Consider the following 17,113-nt stretch of genomic DNA (forward strand, 5'->3'; position numbering starts at 1 on the left):
GACGCCGCGCGCCGACCCACCAGGGCTTACGGGACACCTCTTAGGGGCTAACCGATCGTTGGGAGAACGTGGATGAGAATCTTGCCTGCTGTTGTCGTCGGGGCCTCTGTGCTGACGCTGGCCACAGTGACGTCTTCGGCTCAGGCCCAGGACACGACTGTCACCTTCACCGTTCAGGGGTCGAATCTCGTCATGAGCGCGCCGGCCGGCGCGGCTCTGTCGAACACGACCTTCGGCGGTACGGCCACCGGGCAACTCGGCACGGTGACGGTCAACGACCAGCGCGGTGTCGTGCCCGCTCCGTGGACCGCGACGGTGACCTCCACGGCCTTCACCACCGGTGCCGGAGGCGCCAACCAGAGCATCCCCAACAGTGATGTCGAGTACTGGTCGGGGCCCGCCACGAGTACGAACGGAAGCGGCACTTTCACCCCCGGCCAGGCCACCGCGGCCGCCGCCGTCACCCTGTCCTCCGCGCAGACCGCCTTCGCGCACACCGGGGGCGGCGGTGCCGACAACGCCTCCTGGAACCCGACCGTGATCGTGAACGTCCCCAGCACCGTCGCCGCCGGCCAGTACACCGGCACGATCACGCACTCGGTGGCCTGACAGCACGATGAAGCGAGTTCTCACATTCCTGGCGGCGGCAGGGCTGCTCAGCCTCCCCGCCGCCGCCACGGCACACACGGCACCAGGCGTCCCCCGGATCACCCTGGGAATCAAGCTGCTCGAAGCGCCCGTCGAACGCAAAGACGATCCGCGCGCCGCCAGTTACATCATCGACCACCTGGCACCCGGCGCCACGATCCACCGCAAGCTCGAAGTGGCCAACGACAGCCGCAAGCCACTGAAGCTGCGCATGTACGCGGGCAGGGCAGGCATCCATGGAGGCCACTTCGTCTACCTGCCGAACGGCAGGCGCAACGAACTCACCCGCTGGATCACCCTCAGACCGGCCCGCCTCACCCTGCGCCCTCACACCAAGGCCCGTATCCGAGCCACCATCCATGTCCCCCGCCGTGCCTCGGAAGGCGAACGCTACGGCGTCATCTGGGCCCAGCACCGCTCAGCCCCGGGACGTCACAACAACATCGCCATGGTCCAGCGCGTCGGCACCCGCGTCTACCTGGACATCGGCCCCGGCGGCGAACAGCCCTCCGACTTCCGCATCACCAACCTCATCCCCGCACGCGATCGCGGTGGCCTGCCCCAACTGCGCGCCCAGGTACGCAACACCGGGGCGCGGGCTGTGGACATCAGCGGCAAGCTGATGCTGAAGAACGGCCCGGACGGCCTGGCAGCAGGCCCCTTCACCAGCAACCAAGGTCCCACACTCGCCACCGGCGAAACCGGAGAAATCACCTTCACTCTCGGCACCAGCGTCCCCAAGGGGCCGTGGACGTCGGAAGTCACCCTGCGCAGCGGTCTCCTGGAACACACCGCCGCCGGGCACCTCTCCTTCCCCGATGCCGGGGACGGCAGACCCGTGCGCGCCATGATCGCCGCCGGTTCCGGCCGCGCGCTCTGGGCAGCAGGCGCCGCAACCCTTGTCGCCGTCGGTCTGCTCGCACTCGCCGTACGCAAACGCGGCCGGAACACCACCTCCTGACCTCACACACCAAGGCACCGACGGACATTCGTGCACACCCGTATCCTGCTCACCGCCGTCCTGTTCACGGCGGTCATCCAGCCCTCACCGACACCATTCGCCTCCGCGCCGGCCACGGGCACACCGAGCGCGGAGGCAACCGGACCGGGAGCCGTCCCCACCATCGCGAAGACACCGCAGAGCAGCGCCCCGTCCTCCCGCCGGGCGAAGCCGCCCCCCACGCGTGCCCTGGCACAACCAAGTCTGACCATCAGCGTGCCGACGGCGGCCAACCTGGGCAGTGCCTCGGTCGGCAGTACCCACAGTGCGCAACTGGGGACCATCACGGTCACAGGAAGCGAGGTATCACAGTGGGACGTCACGGTGACCGCGACCGCCCTGACCGCCGCAGGCGGCAGCATCGCCACGAGCAACATCGCCTACTGGTCCGGACCCGTCACCGCCGACTCGGGCAACGACGCATGCCATCCCGGACAGACGACTGCCGCCGACCAAGTCACTCTCGACGCGGCTCGCACGGCCTTCTCCCACTCGGGGGCGGTCGCGACCCAGACCTGTGGCTGGAATCCCACTCTGGTCATCACCGTGCCCGCCACCGCAGCCGTCGGACAGTACACCGGCACGATCACCCATTCCGTCGCCTGACCGGTTCTGGCCGTCCTGGGGGATCCCTCCTGTTTCGCCGTCGAGCAGGCCTGCGGTCACGGAGTCGGGACGGGGTGCCGGGGCGCGTCAGGAGGGCGGGGCGGGCGTCAGGCTGAGCTCACCGGTCCGGGTGACGCGTCGCGGGTTCATCCCCGAGGGTGTCGGCCAGGGCCCGGCGCAGCTGGTCGGTCGTCGGCACGCCGGCCAGGCCGTCCGGGGTCCGGTACACGCGGCAGGTCAGTCCGGGGGCCCGGCCGGGCTCGGCGAAGGGGTCGCGTCCGTCGATCAGGATCGTGGGCGAGCCGGTGAAGTGCGCGGCCTCCGCCTCGGCCTGGCTGGTGATGGTGCGGGTCCGCAACGTCACATCGTGCAGGCCCAGTCCGTCGAGCTCCTGACGGAGACGGTCGGCGGCGGTCCGGGTGTTCGGGCAGTCGGGCACGACCAGTAGTTCGATGTGCATGGCGTCGTTGTGCCTGTTGTGCATGTTGTGCTCCCGTACGGCTCAGGTGCGGCAGTGGCAGAGGGCGGCCTCCGAGGCGGCGGCCGGTGTCGTGGTGCAGGTACGTCAGGAGTGGCGGCGGCTCACCGCTGCCGCAACGCGAACCACAGCTCCGTCCGTACGTCCATGTCGTCCAGGTCCGCGTCCAGCAGTGTCGCGCAGCGGGCGATGCGCTGGCGGACCGTGTTGCGGTGGACCTGGAGGGCTGTGGCCGTGCGGTCCCAGCTGCCGTGCAGGCTCAGCCAGCAGCGCAGGGTCTCGGCCAGGGGCTCGGTGAGCGGGGCGAGGAGGGCGCGGGCGTGCGCCTCCGCCTGGTCGGGAGGGATCAGGGCGGCCAGGCCGGCTCCGGCGCCGGTGTGGTGGTGGGCCAGCGGGGTGCGGGTGGCCACGGCGCGGCCCAGGGCGCGGGATGCCTGGCCGTCGGCGAGGTCGAGTGCCGTGATGGGTGCGGGGGAGGAGGCACCGAGCGTCCAGCCGGGCTGCGGGGTGATCCGGTCGCCGCCGGGGACCAGCACCCTGACGGCGTCGCGGCCCCGGCCCCCGTCGACCAGGGCCGAGCCGAGGGCGGCGCCCAGCGCACCGGCGGTGAGCGGGTCGACCGGGGCGTCGCCGCTGCGGCGCGCGTGCACCACCGTCCACTGCTCGGCGCCGCCGAGCAGCGGCGCGACGTCCTGCGGGTCCGCGCCCAGCAGCATCCGTACGAGGGCGGCCGACCGGCCCGCCGCGTCGGCGCCCTGGTGCGGGGCGGCCAGCAGGGAGAGCAGGACGACCGCGACCCCGGCGATGGTGTGGTCGCCCGCCTCGCGCCGGTCCGTCGCCAGCGCCAGGACGAGACCCTGGCCGCCGCCCAGCGCGTACGCGGACAGGTGCGCCTCGCGCAAGGTGTCGGTCGCGGACGCCGGGGCGGGGCGTGTCACGGTGGAGACCACCCGGGTGAGCCGGGTCAGCGCCGCCCCGATGTCGGGGGCCGGACGGCGGCCCGCCGCGTGCAGCTCCTCGCCGTCGGCGGAGAGCAGCACCGCGCGGCCCTCCAACTGAGCCGCCAGCTGGTGCAGCACCGCGGGGATCGGATCCGGCCTGGCCGCCGCCGTGGCCAGGGCCTGCTGGGCCCGGGTCACCCGGCGCAGTTCGCGGTGCCGGGCCTCGGCCATCAGCCGCCACACCGCCCGCGCGATCGCCGTGAACGGGACCTCGGGCGGCACCTCCACCAGCGGCAGCCCATGCCGGTCGCACGCCTCGATCAGCGCCTGCGGCACCGTGTCGAACACCGGCGTCACCCCGAAACCGAGCGCCGCCGCCCCCGCCTCCACCAGCCGGGCCACGAAGGCGTCCGGGTCCTTGAGCAGCACCCCGGCGCTCAGCAGCAGCTCGCCGCCGAGCAGATACGGGTACGGGTCGGCCATCTCCGAGGTGTGCACCCACAACAGATCCGCCTCGGCCGGACCCGCGATCCGGTGCAGCCCGAGCTCCTCACGGGCGAGCAGTTCCGTGAGCGGGATCGGGGGCGTGGGGGGAGCGGAGAGGGGAGGGGGACTGGGCGGGGCGACCCCGGCCGAGGCTTCCGGCATGGACGGTCCATCCATCGAGGATTTCAATTATGGATGAAACGTACACTTCAGCGTCGCTTGCGGGCCACCTACCGTCTTCACCACATACGACGAGCGCATATGACTGAAACGGAGGAAGCCCATGGCTGTCGACTACGCGGTGATCATCGTCTATCTGGCCGGCATGCTCGCCATGGGCTGGTGGGGCATGCGCCGCGCCAAGTCCAAGAGCGAATTCCTGGTGGCCGGGCGCCGCCTCGGCCCCTGGATGTACTCCGGCACGATGGCCGCCATCGTTCTCGGCGGCGCCTCCACCATCGGCGGCGTCGGCCTCGGCTACCAGTACGGGCTCTCCGGCGCCTGGATGGTCTTCACCATCGGCCTCGGACTGCTGGCCCTCTCCGTCTTCTTCTCGGCGCGCATCGCCCGGCTGAAGGTCTACACCGTCTCCGAGATGCTCGACCTGCGCTACGGCGGCCGGGCCGGGATCATCTCCGGTGTCGTCATGTGGGCGTACACGCTGATGCTCGCGGTCACCTCGACCATCGCGTACGCCACCATCTTCGACGTGCTGTTCGACGTGAACCGGACCGTCGCGATCATCCTCGGCGGCGCCATCGTCGTCGCGTACTCGACGCTCGGCGGCATGTGGTCGATCACGCTCACCGACATGGTGCAGTTCGTCGTCAAGACCATCGGTGTGCTGCTGCTCCTGCTCCCCATCGCGGTGATCAAGGCGGGCGGCTTCAGCGAGATGAAGGCCAAGCTGCCCACCGAGTACTTCGACCCGCTGGGTATCGGCGGCGAGACGATCTTCACGTACGTGCTGATCTACACCTTCGGCATGCTGATCGGCCAGGACATCTGGCAGCGGGTGTTCACCGCGAAGAGCGACCGGACGGCCCGCTGGGGCGGCACCGTCGCCGGTACGTACTGTCTGGTGTACGCGATCGCGGGCGCCGTCATCGGCACCGCCGCCAAGGTCATGTACCCGAACCTGTCCAGTGCGGACACCGCGTTCGCGACCATCGTCAAGGACGAACTGCCCGTCGGCGTAAGGGGACTGGTCCTCGCCGCCGCGCTGGCCGCGGTGATGTCCACCTCCTCCGGTGCGCTGATCGCCTGCGCGACCGTCGCCAACAACGACATCTGGTCCCGGCTGCGGGGCGTGGTCTCACGGGGCGGCGGTGAGGAGCACGACGAGGTGAAGGGCAACCGCGCGTTCATCCTCATCATGGGTGTCGCCGTCATCGCCATCGCCATCGCGCTCAACAACGTGGTCGAGGCCCTGACCGTCGCGTACAACCTCCTCGTCGGCGGCCTGCTGGTGCCGATCCTCGGCGGCCTGCTGTGGCGCCGCGGTACCGCGGCGGGCGCGTTGGCAGCGGTGTCGGTCGGTGGCGTCGCCGTGATCGGCCTGATGGCGACGTACGGCATCCTCGCCAACGAACCCGTCTACTACGGGCTGCTGGCCTCGCTCGCGGTGTATGTGATCGTCTCCCTGGCGACGAAGCCCACCGACGCGGCCGTGCTGGCCGTCTGGCGCGACCGGCTGGCGGGGCGGGCGGACCAGGACGGTCCGGCGGCCGAGAAGACCGCCGCCGCCGCGGGGACCCCGCACTCCACCGCGTCCCCCGCAGTCGAATAACGTACGAACGCCCACAAGGCTCGCACCACCTCCGCGTCACCCGCATCGCAACAAGAAAGGCACCCGCCATGAGCAGCAACGAAACGCCGCGCGGTCCCGTCGACTCCTCCCGCGTCCCGCGGTACGCCGGACCCGCGACGTTCGCCCGGCTGCCCCGCCTCGACGAGGTCGGCACCGCCGACGTCGCCGTCGTCGGCGTGCCCTTCGACACGGGTGTCTCCTACCGCCCCGGTGCCCGCTTCGGCGGCAACGCGATCCGTGAGGCGTCGCGCCTCCTGCGCCCGTACAACCCGGCGCAGGACGCCTCGCCGTTCGCCCTCGCGCAGGTCGCCGACGCCGGTGACATCGCCGCGAACCCGTTCAACATCAACGAGGCCGTCGAGACGATCGAGGCCGCGGCCGACGACCTCCTCGCGACCGGCGCCCGTCTGATGACGCTCGGCGGCGACCACACCATCGCGCTGCCGCTGCTGCGTTCCGTCGCGAAGAAGCACGGCCCCGTCGCCCTGCTCCACTTCGACGCCCACCTCGACACCTGGGACACGTACTTCGGCGCCGAGTACACCCACGGCACCCCGTTCCGCCGGGCCGTCGAGGAGGGCATCCTCGACACCTCCGCGCTCTCCCACGTCGGCACCCGCGGACCGCTCTACGGCAAGCAGGACCTGGACGACGACGCGAAGATGGGCTTCGGCATCGTCACCTCCGCCGACGTCATGCGGCGCGGTGTCGACGAGGTCGCCGACCAGCTCCGTCAGCGCATCGGTGACCGGCCGCTCTACATCTCCATCGACATCGACGTCCTGGACCCGGCGCACGCCCCCGGCACAGGCACCCCGGAGGCCGGCGGTCTGACCTCCCGCGAGCTGCTCGAAATCGTCCGCGGCCTGTCCTCCTGCAACCTGGTCTCCGCCGACCTGGTCGAGGTCGCCCCCGCGTACGACCACGCCGAGATCACCTCCGTCGCCGCCTCCCACACGGCGTACGAGCTGACGACGGTCATGTCCCGCCAGATCGCAGAGGCCCGCACGAAGTGAGCCACGACCACCACGACGAGCGGCCGCAGCTCACCCCCGAGCAGATCGCGGCCGCTCTGAACCCCCCGGCAGGACGCAACGGCGGAGACCTCGTCGTCGAAACGCTCCAGGGCCTCGGCGCGACCACCGTCTTCGGTCTGCCCGGCCAGCACGCGCTGGGCATGTTCGACGCGCTGCGCCGCTCGTCGCTGAACTACATCGGCCTGCGGGTCGAGAACAACGCGGGCTTCGCCGCCGACGCCTACGGGCGGGTCACCGGCGAGGTCGCCCCGCTGCTGCTCTCCACCGGCCCCGGCGCGCTCACCTCCCTCGCCGCTCTCCAGGAGGCGGCGGCGGCCTCCGCCCCCGTGCTGGCCGTCTCCAGCCAGATCCCGACCGCGGGCCTGGGCGGCGGACGCCACGGCTACCTGCACGAACTGAGGGACCAGAAGGCGTCGTTCCGCGATGTCGTGAAGTCGGTCCACACCGTCCGTACGGCCTCCCAGATCCCGTCGGCGATCGCGGCCGCCTGGGAGTCCGCGCTGACCGCCCCGCACGGTCCGGTCTGGGTCGAGATCCCGCAGGACGTACTCCTCGCCGAGACCACGCTGCCCGTCGTCACGGCGATGGACGCCACCCCGCGCGCACTGCACGCCCGTCCCGAACTGACCGCCGTCGCGGCCGACCTGCTGTCCAGGGCGGAACGTCCGGCGATCATCGCGGGCGGCGGAGTCGTGCGCTCCGACGCGTCCGGCAAGCTGCTCGCGCTCGCGGAGAAGATCGACGCGCCCGTCGTCACCACCTTCGGCGGCAAGGGCGCCTTCCCGTGGGAGCACCCGCTCTCGCTCCAGTCCTGGCTGGAGGACCGCCACACGACGGACTTCCTGGAAGCCGCCGACGTGCTGCTGGTCGTCGGCTCCGGGCTCGGTGAACTCTCCTCGAACTACCACACGTTCGCCCCGCGCGGCCGGGTCGTCCAGATCGAGGCCGACGCCGGCAAGCTGGAGTCCAACCATCCCGCGCTCGGCATCCACGCCGACGCCCGCGAGGCCCTGTCCGACCTCCTCGACGCGGTCGACCGCCGCGAGGACCCGTCGGCGCCGGAGCGGGTCCGCACGGTCCTCGCAGCGGTGCGCGACCGGATCGCCGCCCAGGAACTCACCCTGGAGCAGCAGCTCATCGCCTCGGTCCGTCAGGCCCTGCCCGACGCGTCGCCCAGCTTCTGGGACATGACGATCCTGGCCTACTGGGCCTGGTCCGCCTTCGACGCCCGCCATCCGAACACGATGCACTCGGCCCAGGGCGCGGGCGGCCTCGGTTACGGCTTCCCCGCCGCCCTCGGTGCGGCGGCGGCCGACCGTACGAGGCCGGTCCTGGCGGTCTCCGGCGACGGCGGCGCGATGTACTCGATCGCGGAGCTGGCCACGGCCCGCCAGTACGACCTGCCCGTCACCTGGCTGATCGTCGACGACGGCGGCTACGGCATCCTGCGCGAGTACATGACGGGCGCCTTCGGCGAGGCCACGGCGACGGAACTCGCCCGTCCCGACTTCGTCGCCCTCGCCGAGTCCTTCGGCGTCCCGGCGGTCCGCACGACCCCCGAGACGCTCGCCGCCGACCTGGCGAAGTCCCTCGCTCAGCCGGGCCCCTCGGTGGTCGTGCTCCCGGCCCTGCTGAGGATGTTCGAGCCGACGCATCTGTGACCGCGCCGGACCTCGTCCGTCATGTCATCAGACGGCCGTGCGTGGTCGCGTACTCGGCCATCTGCTGATGGAAGCCCTTGGTGAACTCCCCCTTCTCTCCCTCCCCGAGAGCGGCGGGGAGTTTGCCGTTGGCCGGTATGAAGTCCACTATGGCGCGGAACAGTTCGTCGGCCGCCTTTGCGCGGTCCGACCCCTTCCGCCGGGCCGCCATCACGTACTGGGCTGCCTTGCCCAGCGGGGGTCCGAGGTGCTCCTCCGGCCGCTTCAGCACTTTGTCCCGGGCCTCCTGCTTGTCCAGCGCCCGGTCGCCGGTACCGACGGAACACAGGACGTGCAGGGTCGCGTACAGCTGACCGCAGCGGTAGGCGGTGCTCGGCTGGGCTTCGGACATGACTTCGTGAACCTCCTCATGAGACCGGGCGACGAATGCGATCACTGACTACCCCGGTCCCGGACACGGCGAACTTCCGGGCGGAGGCATCGGGCCCCGAGCGTCAAGTCCTGGCCAATTGGACCGTGTTTCGTACAACTTTCCCGTCCGCCGGGAGTCATCTGTACGGGCGTGCCGGGGGCGCGCCCGTACAGATGACTCAGGGGACGGAAGCCTCATGACTGGATCCCACATAACCCGCCGTGCGCGTGGCGCGCTGTCCGTCGCGCTCGCCGCGGGCGTGCTCGTACCCGTGGCGCTCGGCGCCGCGCCCGCCGCCGCCGCGACACCGACGGTGAGCTGCACGTCCGGCAAGGCGGGGCTGGCAGCCAAGCTGACGAAGGACATCACCGCCGCGCTCAAGGGGAGGACGTCGACGACGGCCGTGGCGCTCTACGACCGCACCACCAAGACGAACTGCTCCCTGCGGGCGACGACGAAGTACGACTCCGCCAGTGTCGTGAAGGCGACCGTGCTGGCGGCGCTGCTCTGGGACAACAAGAAGCACAACCGCTATCTCACCCAGCGCGAGATAAACCTCACCACCGCCATGATCACCAAGTCCGACAACGACGCGACCACCAGCCTGTGGAAGCAGCTCGGGGTGACCAAGATCAAGGCGTTCCTGAAGGCCGCCGGAATGACGCACACCGTGCCCGGCTCCGGTGGCTACTGGGGGCTGACCCAGATCACCGCCCAGGACGAGCAGCGGCTGCTGACCCTGCTGACCGCGAAGAACTCCGTGCTGAGCGACAACGCGCGCTCCTACGAGCTGGGCCTGATGCGCAAGGTCGTCTCCTCGCAGCGCTGGGGCACGCCCGCCGGTGCGCCGTCCGGCGTGACCGTCCAGGTCAAGAACGGCTGGCTGCCGCGCGCCACCCACGGCTGGCGGGTCCACAGCATCGGCGCCTTCACGGGCAAGGGGCACGACTACGCGATCACCGTGCTCACCCAGGACAACAAGACGATGAACGACGGCATCAACACCATCCAGGCCGTCGCCCGCGCCGTGCACAAGGACCTCAACCCCGCCGTCGCCACCCAGTCCACCGTCGCCCCGCCCGCCGCGCCGCAGGAGGCGGTGCCCGCGGTCCCGGAGGCACCGGCCGTACGGATGCTCACCGCGACACCGCAGTCGTAGCCGCGTGCCGGAGGCCGGATCGGCCGGCCTCCGGCACCGACCGGCCGCCCACCGCCCGAGAGCCTGGCGGGTGACAGGCCCTGAGCGGCCGGTCGTATGCAGGTCGTAGGCAAGACGTCGCACCGGCCTACAGCCCTTTGGGCCCGTTTTTTGTAACAGCGGGATGAAATCCGCTGCCCACCGCGTTGGTGCCTTCCGGTAGAGCAGGTCGAACGGGGAGGTACCGGTGACGGACGCAGGGCACGCGGAGGGCACGGCGCAGGCCTCGGGCTGGGCTCGGCGGCTGATCGGCTACGCCTGGCGCTACCGGCGCAATGTGCTGCTGGCGCTCGGCTCGTCGCTCGCCGGCATGGCGGTGATGGCGCTCGTCCCGCTGATCACCAAGGTGATCATCGACGATGTCGTCGTCGACCACACGCGTTCCCTCGCCGTCTGGACCGGGCTCCTCGTGGTCGCGGCCGTGCTGGTGTACATATCCACGTACATCCGCCGCTACTACGGCGGCCGGCTCGCCCTCGACGTACAGCACGACCTCCGTACCGAGATGTACGGGACGCTCACCCGCCTCGACGGCAAGCGGCAGGACGAGCTGTCCACCGGACAGGTCGTCGGGCGCGCCACCAGCGACCTCCAGCTGATCCAGGGACTTCTGTTCATGCTCCCGATGACCATCGGGAACGTACTGCTCTTCCTCATCTCCCTGGTGATCATGGCGTGGCTCTCGCCCCTGCTCACCCTGGTCGCGATCGCCGTCGCCCCCGCCCTCTGGTACATCGCCCGCCGTTCCCGCGCCCGCCTCTTCCCCGCCACGTGGTACGCCCAGGGGCAGGCCGCCGCCGTCGCCGGAGTCGTCGACGGGGCCGTCTCCGGGGTCCGGGTCGTCAAGGGCTTCGGACAGGAGGACCAGGAGGCCGGCAAACTGCGCGAGGTCGGCCGCAAGCTGTTCGCCGGACGGCTGCGGACGATCCGGCTGAACTCCCGGTACACCCCGGCGCTCCAGGCCGTCCCCGCGCTCGGCCAGGTCGCGATGCTGGCCCTCGGCGGCTGGCTCGCCACCCGGGGAGAGATCACCCTCGGCACGTTCGTCGCTTTCTCCACCTACCTCGCCCAGCTCGTCGGTCCGGTCCGGATGCTCGCCATGGTCCTCACCGTCGGACAGCAGGCCCGCGCCGGTGTCGAACGCGTACTGGAACTGATCGACACCGAGCCGGCCATCAAGGACGGCACCAAGGAACTCCCGGCCGACGCCCCCGCGAGCGTCGAGTTCGACGACGTACGGTTCGGCTACGCGGACGACCGCCCCGTCCTCGACGGGTTCTCGCTGACCATCGAGCCCGGTGAGACGGTCGCCGTCGTCGGCGCGTCCGGCAGCGGCAAGTCCACCGTCTCGCTGCTGCTGCCCCGCTTCTACGACGTGACGCACGGCGCCGTCCTGGTCGGCGGCCACGACGTCCGCGAACTGACCCAGCGGTCCCTGCGCGCCGCCATCGGCCTCGTGCCGGAGGACAGCTTCCTGTTCTCCGACACCGTCCGCGCCAACATCGCCTACGGATTCCCGGACGCCACACAGGAACAGATCGAGCAGGCGGCCCGCGCCGCCCAGGCCGACCAATTCATCGCGGACCTGCCCGAGGGCTACGACACCAAGGTCGGCGAGCACGGACTCACCCTCTCCGGCGGCCAGCGCCAGCGCGTCGCGCTCGCCCGCGCCATCCTCACCGACCCCCGGCTGCTCCTCCTCGACGACGCCACCTCCGCCGTCGACGCCCGCGTCGAGCACGAGATCCACGAGGCGCTGCGCCAGGTGATGGCCGGGCGGACGACCCTCCTGATCGCACACCGCCGCTCCACCCTCGGCCTCGCCGACCGGATCGCCGTGCTGGACCACGGCAGGCTCGCCGACATCGGTACGCACGAGGAGCTGGAGCGCCGCTGCGCGCTCTACCGGCAGCTGCTCACCGACCCGGACGAGCTCGGCGGCACCTCGCCCGGACACCACCCGCTGACCTCCGCCGTCGACACCACCCCCGAGGACGACCGCGCGCTCCAGGAGGAGCTGGACGCCACGTTCGACGCCGAGCGCGGCATCAGCCCCCACCTGTGGGTCCGCAAGGACGAGCCCCGCGACGTCGGGGCGGCCGGCATGCCCGCGACACCCGAGCTGCTCGCCCAGGTCGAGGCCCTGCCACCGGCCACCGACACCCCCGACATCGACGAGGCGAGGGCCGTCCGGCCCGAGGAGTCCTACGGACTGCGCAGGCTGCTGCGGGGCTTCGGGCTGCCGCTCCTGGTGAGCCTGGTACTGGTGGCGGTGGACGCGGGCGCCGGACTCCTGCTGCCCGTACTGATCCGGCACGGCATCGACCAGGGTGTCTCCCGGCTCGCCCTCGGTGCCGTCTGGGCGGCCTCCGCGCTGGCCCTGGTGGTCGTGCTCGCGCAGTGGGCGGCCCAGATCGGCGAGACCCGGATGACGGGCCGCACCGGCGAGCGGGTGCTGTACTCCCTGCGGCTGAAGATCTTCGCACAGCTCCAGCGGCTCGGCCTGGACTACTACGAGCGCGAGCTGACCGGCCGCATCATGACCCGGATGACGACGGACGTGGACGCGCTGTCGACGTTCCTGCAGACCGGTCTGGTCACGGCCTTCGTCTCCGTCGTCACCTTCTTCGGCATCATGGTCGCCCTGCTGGTCCTCGACGTGTCGCTGGCCCTCGTCGTCTTCGCCACGCTGCCCGCGCTGATCGTCGGTACGTTCTTCTTCCGCCGCAAGAGCGTCAAGGCCTACGAGCTGGCCCGCGAACGCATCAGTGTCGTCAACGCCGACCTCCAGGAGTCCGTCTCCGGACTGCGGATCGTGCAGGCGTTCCGCCGCGAGCGCGACGGCGCGGACCGGTTCGCGGAGCGCAGCGACCACTACCGCCGGGCCAGGGTCCGCGGCCAGTGGCTGATATCGGTCTACTTCCCGTTCGTGCAGCTGCTGTCGGCGGTGGCCTCGGCCGCCGTCCTGATCGTCGGCGCGGGCCGGGTCGACAACGGCACGCTCACCACCGGTGCGCTGGTCGCGTACCTCCTCTACATCGATCTGTTCTTCGCCCCGGTGCAGCAGCTCTCCCAGGTCTTCGACGGCTACCAGCAGGCCACCGTCTCCCTCGGCCGCATCCAGGAACTGCTGCGCGAGCCGACCTCCACCGACGAGGCGGACGAACCGCTGGACGTGCTGTCGCTGCGCGGCGAGATCGCCTTCGAGGACGTGTCCTTCGCCTACGGCTCGGGGGACGACGCCGAAGAGGCCCTGATCGGGGTCGACCTGCGGATACCGGCCGGCCAGACGGTCGCGTTCGTCGGCGAGACGGGCGCCGGGAAGTCCACCCTCGTCAAACTCGTCGCCCGGTTCTACGACCCGACGGGCGGCCGGGTCACGGCGGACGGCACCGATCTGCGCCGGCTCGACCTCACCGCGTACCGGCACCGGCTCGGAGTCGTGCCGCAGGAGGCGTACCTCTTCGCCGGTACGGTCCGCGACGCCATCGCCTACGGGCGGCCCGAGGCCACCGACGCGCAGGTGGAGGCGGCGGCGCGGGCGGTGGGCGCCCACGACATGATCGCCACGCTGGACGGCGGGTATCTGCACGAGGTCGCCGAGCGGGGCCGCAACCTCTCGGCCGGTCAGCGTCAGCTGATCGCGCTGGCCCGCGCCGAACTCGTCGACCCGGACGTCCTGCTGCTCGACGAGGCGACCGCCTCCCTGGACCTGGCCAGCGAGGCCCTGGTCAACCAGGCGACCGACCGGCTCACCGGCCGGCGCACCACCCTGGTCGTCGCCCACCGGCTGACCACGGCGGCCCGCGCCGACCGGGTCGTGGTGATGGACCACGGCCGGGTCGTCGAGGACGGCACGCACGACGAACTCCTCGCCCGCGACGGGCACTACGCCGTGCTGTGGCGCACCTTCATCGGGGAGGACGAGCCCGCCGGGGTGTGAACGGCGGGTCCGTCCACCCCCGTTCACCTGCCGATGCCGGAGATCCTTCCGGTCCGCAGGTCCGACCGCACGGTCAGATACGTGTGTGCGGGGTGCTTGCCGTTGCTCCAGGTGAGCCGCACCTTCGACCAGGTGTGGCCCGCCCCGCTCTCGCCCGGAGTGACCCGGAAGTCGAGCGGGGTGTTCTGGGCGCGGAGCACCGCGTCCGCGTGGTTGCGTCTCTCCCAGGTGTTCAGCTGGGTGCGCAGGTGGGACGTCAGGTAGAACGACCTCAGGGCGGCGGCGAGCTTGCCGCCGCCCTCCGCCCTGACGGCATCGATGTAGGCACCGTAGAAGTGGGCCACCTGTTGGTAGGCCGGGGTGCCGGCGTCGCTGCGCACCGGCGCCGCGGCCATCGGCGCCCGCGGGGCCGACGCGGCGGCCGGGACCACGGCGACGACGGAGAGGAGTGCGGTGGCGAGCAGCGTCCTTGCGACGGCGCGTCGGCCGAGGGGGCCCTGTGCATGGCGGAGTCGGAGCATGGCGGTTCCTGCCTTTCCTGTGGCTCTGCCTGGTTGGAGCCATGCTGGGGCGATGCGGCTGCCCGGGAGGCGGAGCACGCCGGGTGCAACCTTCGGATGGCCTCCTGCGTCGTACGCATGTGTGCGTATGTACCGAACAAGGGCGCAAATGTTCGATTAGCTGATGGGGCTGCTGGTGATCAGAAGGACCGGAAGGGCCGGAGGGGCCGGAGGGGCCGGGGAGACCGGAGCGGCTGATGCGGCCGATGCGTCCGACGCGGTCGGAACGGCCGGCCGGGGCGGAAGAGGCATCGGCATCGGACGCCGGATGCTCGCGCACCTGTTCGTCCTGCCGCTGGTGACCGCCGGTCTGCTGCTCACCGGCACCGCTGCGAGCAGCGCCCACGCCGCGGCCGTCTGCCCCGGGCGCCTCGCGAAGGCGGTCCCGTTCAAGACCGGTGAGCTGCGCGTCTACAAGAGCCGCTCCTACGCCTGCGCCGTCGCGGTCGCCAAGAAGCCGGGCCCGCGCCGCAGGATGGCCGTGATGATCCAGCCGCGCGGCGGCAGCCCCGTCGTCGACAGCGGCAAGTACACCAAGCAGGCCGGACCGGTGACGGTCCACGCGCTGAACCGGTGCGTCCGGGCCTCGGCCACGATCGAGGGGAAGTCCGGTTCCACGGGCTGGATTCTCTGCTGACGGAGGGCGGGCCGACGGCGGCGGCCGGGGTGGTCGCCGAGAGCCGACGGCCCGGGTCCATGGTTCTGCCCTGGCATCTTTCCCCTGCAACAGGGGCTGGCGGTGCCGGTGTTGCCCCGCTAGGTTCACGACGAATGTTGTGAATCATGGGGAGGGTGCATGCGCAAGGCGCTCAGAGGGTTCCTGTCGCTCGCGGTGCTCATCGGCACGGTGAGTGCGACGGGTGCCTCGGCCGGGGCGGCCACCGCCGCGGAACCGACCGCGTTCCGGAGCACGGCCGTCGGCGACGACGGCACGAGCACGGACATCAAGGACCGCATCCTGGCCATCCCGGGAATGAGTCTCATCGAGGAGAAGCCGTACGCGGGCTACCGCTACTTCGTCCTCAACTACACTCAGCCGATCGACCACCGGCACCCGTCCAAGGGCACCTTCCAGCAGCGCATCACCCTGCTGCACAAGGACACGTCCCGCCCGACGGTCTTCTACACCAGTGGCTACAACGTCTCCACCAACCCCAGCCGCTCCGAGCCGACCCGGATCGTCGACGGCAACCAGGTTTCCCTGGAGTACCGTTTCTTCACCCCGTCCCGCCCGGCGCCCGCCGACTGGTCCAAGCTCGACATCTGGCAGGCCGCCAGCGACCAGCACCGCGTCTTCACCGCGCTGAAGCAGATCTACACCAAGAACTGGCTGACCACCGGCGGCTCCAAGGGCGGCATGACCGCCACGTACTTCGAGCGCTTCTATCCCGATGACATGGACGGCGTCGTCGCGTACGTCGCGCCCAACGACGTCGTCGACAAGGAGGATTCGGCGTACGACCGGTTCTTCGAGAACGTCGGCACCAAGGAGTGCCGCGACAGGCTGAACGGGGTGCAGCGCGAGGCGCTGGTCCGTCGCGGGCCGCTGGAGAAGAAGTACCAGGAGTACGCCGCCGCGAACAGCTACACCTTCGACACCGTCGGCTCGCTCGACCGGGCCTACGAGGCCGTCGTCATGGACTACGTCTGGGCGTACTGGCAGTACAGCCTGCTGTCCGACTGCGACACCATCCCCGCCGACGCCGAGAACGCCCCCGACCAGGCGATCTGGGACTCGATCGACTCGATCTCCGGATTCTCCGCCTACACCGACCAGGGCCTGGAGAGGTACACCCCGTACTACTACCAGGCGGGCACCCAGCTCGGTTCGCCGAACATCAAGCAGCCGTGGCTCGGCAAGCTGAGCCGGTACGGGTACCAGCCGCCGCGCAACTACGTGCCGCGCTCCATCCCGATGAAGTTCCAGCCGTCGGTGATGCGTGACGTCGACACCTGGGTGAAGCACCACGCCAACCACATGCTGTACGTGTACGGGCAGAACGACCCGTGGGGCGCGGAGCGCTTCCGGCTCGGCGCGGGCGCCCGTGACAGCTATGTCATGACCGTGGCGGGTGGCAACCACGGCTCCAACGTGGCAGGGCTCGACGCGGATGACAAGGCGACGGCCACCGCCGCCATTCTGCGCTGGGCGGGCGTCGCGCCGGCCGCCGTGCAGGAGGACCCGGCGAAGGCGAAGCCGCTCGCGAAGTTCGACGCGCGGCTCGACAAGCGGGACGTGACGAACGAGCGCGGACTGCGCCCCTGAGCAATCGGTCCTCGTGAGACCGTCCTTGTGAGGCCGTCCTCGCGAACGCGGTCCACGTGAGGCCGTC

The 17,113-nt window shown here is 70.9% G+C and carries 14 protein-coding genes; 10 read left to right on the forward strand and 4 right to left on the reverse strand.

Translation table 11 applies throughout. The features are described from left to right. Window positions 1–192: 192 nt before the first annotated feature. The 3 genes from ACIQCZ_RS08050 to ACIQCZ_RS08060 are packed head-to-tail and all read left to right on the forward strand — an operon-like array spanning window position 193 to window position 2,254. Window positions 193–609, forward strand: coding sequence for a hypothetical protein (locus ACIQCZ_RS08050; protein WP_402280618.1), 417 nt, complete (start codon window positions 193–195; stop codon window positions 607–609). Between the two features lie 7 nt (window positions 610–616). Beyond that, window positions 617–1,609 (forward strand): peptidase, encoded by a 993-nt coding sequence (locus tag ACIQCZ_RS08055; protein WP_402280620.1) that lies wholly within the window; start codon window positions 617–619, stop codon window positions 1,607–1,609. 30 nt (window positions 1,610–1,639) lie between these two features. Beyond that, the gene (locus ACIQCZ_RS08060; RefSeq protein ID WP_402280622.1) at window positions 1,640–2,254 is read left to right on the forward strand and encodes a hypothetical protein; all 615 of its coding nucleotides are present in this window, start codon (window positions 1,640–1,642) and stop codon (window positions 2,252–2,254) included. 118 nt (window positions 2,255–2,372) lie between these two features. Here the strand turns inward: ACIQCZ_RS08060 and ACIQCZ_RS08065 are convergent, their stop codons facing one another. After that, entirely contained in the window at window positions 2,373–2,738 is a 366-nt protein-coding gene (locus ACIQCZ_RS08065) for a hypothetical protein (RefSeq protein WP_402280624.1), read from the reverse strand. Between the two features lie 98 nt (window positions 2,739–2,836). Beyond that, entirely contained in the window at window positions 2,837–4,321 is a 1,485-nt protein-coding gene (locus ACIQCZ_RS08070) for a PucR family transcriptional regulator ligand-binding domain-containing protein (RefSeq protein ID WP_402280625.1), read from the reverse strand. A 121-nt stretch (window positions 4,322–4,442) separates the two neighbouring features. Here ACIQCZ_RS08070 and ACIQCZ_RS08075 point away from each other — a divergent pair, with 121 nt between their 5' ends. The 3 genes from ACIQCZ_RS08075 to ACIQCZ_RS08085 all read left to right on the forward strand — a co-directional run bounded on the left by ACIQCZ_RS08075 (window position 4,443) and on the right by ACIQCZ_RS08085 (window position 8,667). Further along, window positions 4,443–5,948 carry a sodium:solute symporter gene (locus ACIQCZ_RS08075; RefSeq protein WP_402280626.1) on the forward strand — a complete coding sequence of 502 codons (1,506 nt, stop codon included), beginning with the start codon at window positions 4,443–4,445 and terminating at the stop codon, window positions 5,946–5,948. 68 nt (window positions 5,949–6,016) lie between these two features. Further along, window positions 6,017–6,985: an agmatinase gene (gene speB, locus ACIQCZ_RS08080; RefSeq protein WP_361448763.1), complete on the forward strand. Its 969-nt coding sequence runs from the start codon at window positions 6,017–6,019 to the stop codon at window positions 6,983–6,985. Further along, complete coding sequence (locus tag ACIQCZ_RS08085) at window positions 6,982–8,667, forward strand: thiamine pyrophosphate-binding protein (protein WP_402280628.1); 1,686 nt, start codon at window positions 6,982–6,984, stop codon at window positions 8,665–8,667. Before speB ends, ACIQCZ_RS08085 begins: the two co-directional genes overlap by 4 nt. Window positions 8,668–8,686: 19 nt before the next feature. On the opposite strand, the gene ACIQCZ_RS08090 is transcribed toward ACIQCZ_RS08085, so the two are convergent. Continuing rightward, complete coding sequence (locus ACIQCZ_RS08090) at window positions 8,687–9,058, reverse strand: hypothetical protein (protein WP_402280630.1); 372 nt, start codon at window positions 9,056–9,058, stop codon at window positions 8,687–8,689. A gap of 217 nt (window positions 9,059–9,275) precedes the next feature. Here ACIQCZ_RS08090 and ACIQCZ_RS08095 point away from each other — a divergent pair, with 217 nt between their 5' ends. Further along, window positions 9,276–10,238 (forward strand): serine hydrolase, encoded by a 963-nt coding sequence (locus tag ACIQCZ_RS08095; protein ID WP_402280631.1) that lies wholly within the window; start codon window positions 9,276–9,278, stop codon window positions 10,236–10,238. A gap of 226 nt (window positions 10,239–10,464) precedes the next feature. Beyond that, window positions 10,465–14,220, forward strand: coding sequence for an ABC transporter ATP-binding protein (locus tag ACIQCZ_RS08100; protein WP_402280633.1), 3,756 nt, complete (start codon window positions 10,465–10,467; stop codon window positions 14,218–14,220). Between the two features lie 23 nt (window positions 14,221–14,243). Here the strand turns inward: ACIQCZ_RS08100 and ACIQCZ_RS08105 are convergent, their stop codons facing one another. Then, window positions 14,244–14,741 carry a hypothetical protein gene (locus tag ACIQCZ_RS08105; RefSeq protein WP_402280634.1) on the reverse strand — a complete coding sequence of 166 codons (498 nt, stop codon included), beginning with the start codon at window positions 14,739–14,741 and terminating at the stop codon, window positions 14,244–14,246. A 307-nt stretch (window positions 14,742–15,048) separates the two neighbouring features. On the opposite strand from ACIQCZ_RS08105, the gene ACIQCZ_RS08110 reads away from it, so the two are divergent. Together ACIQCZ_RS08110 and ACIQCZ_RS08115 are read left to right on the forward strand one after the other, a co-directional pair. Next, entirely contained in the window at window positions 15,049–15,417 is a 369-nt protein-coding gene (locus tag ACIQCZ_RS08110) for a hypothetical protein (RefSeq protein ID WP_402281255.1), read from the forward strand. Window positions 15,418–15,576: 159 nt separating this feature from the next. After that, entirely contained in the window at window positions 15,577–17,046 is a 1,470-nt protein-coding gene (locus ACIQCZ_RS08115; RefSeq protein ID WP_402280636.1) for a S28 family serine protease, read from the forward strand. The last annotated feature ends 67 nt before the right edge of the window (window positions 17,047–17,113 follow it).

The sequence above is a fragment of the Streptomyces sp. NPDC093149 genome, from assembly GCF_044754145.1.
Lineage (GTDB): Bacteria > Actinomycetota > Actinomycetes > Streptomycetales > Streptomycetaceae > Streptomyces.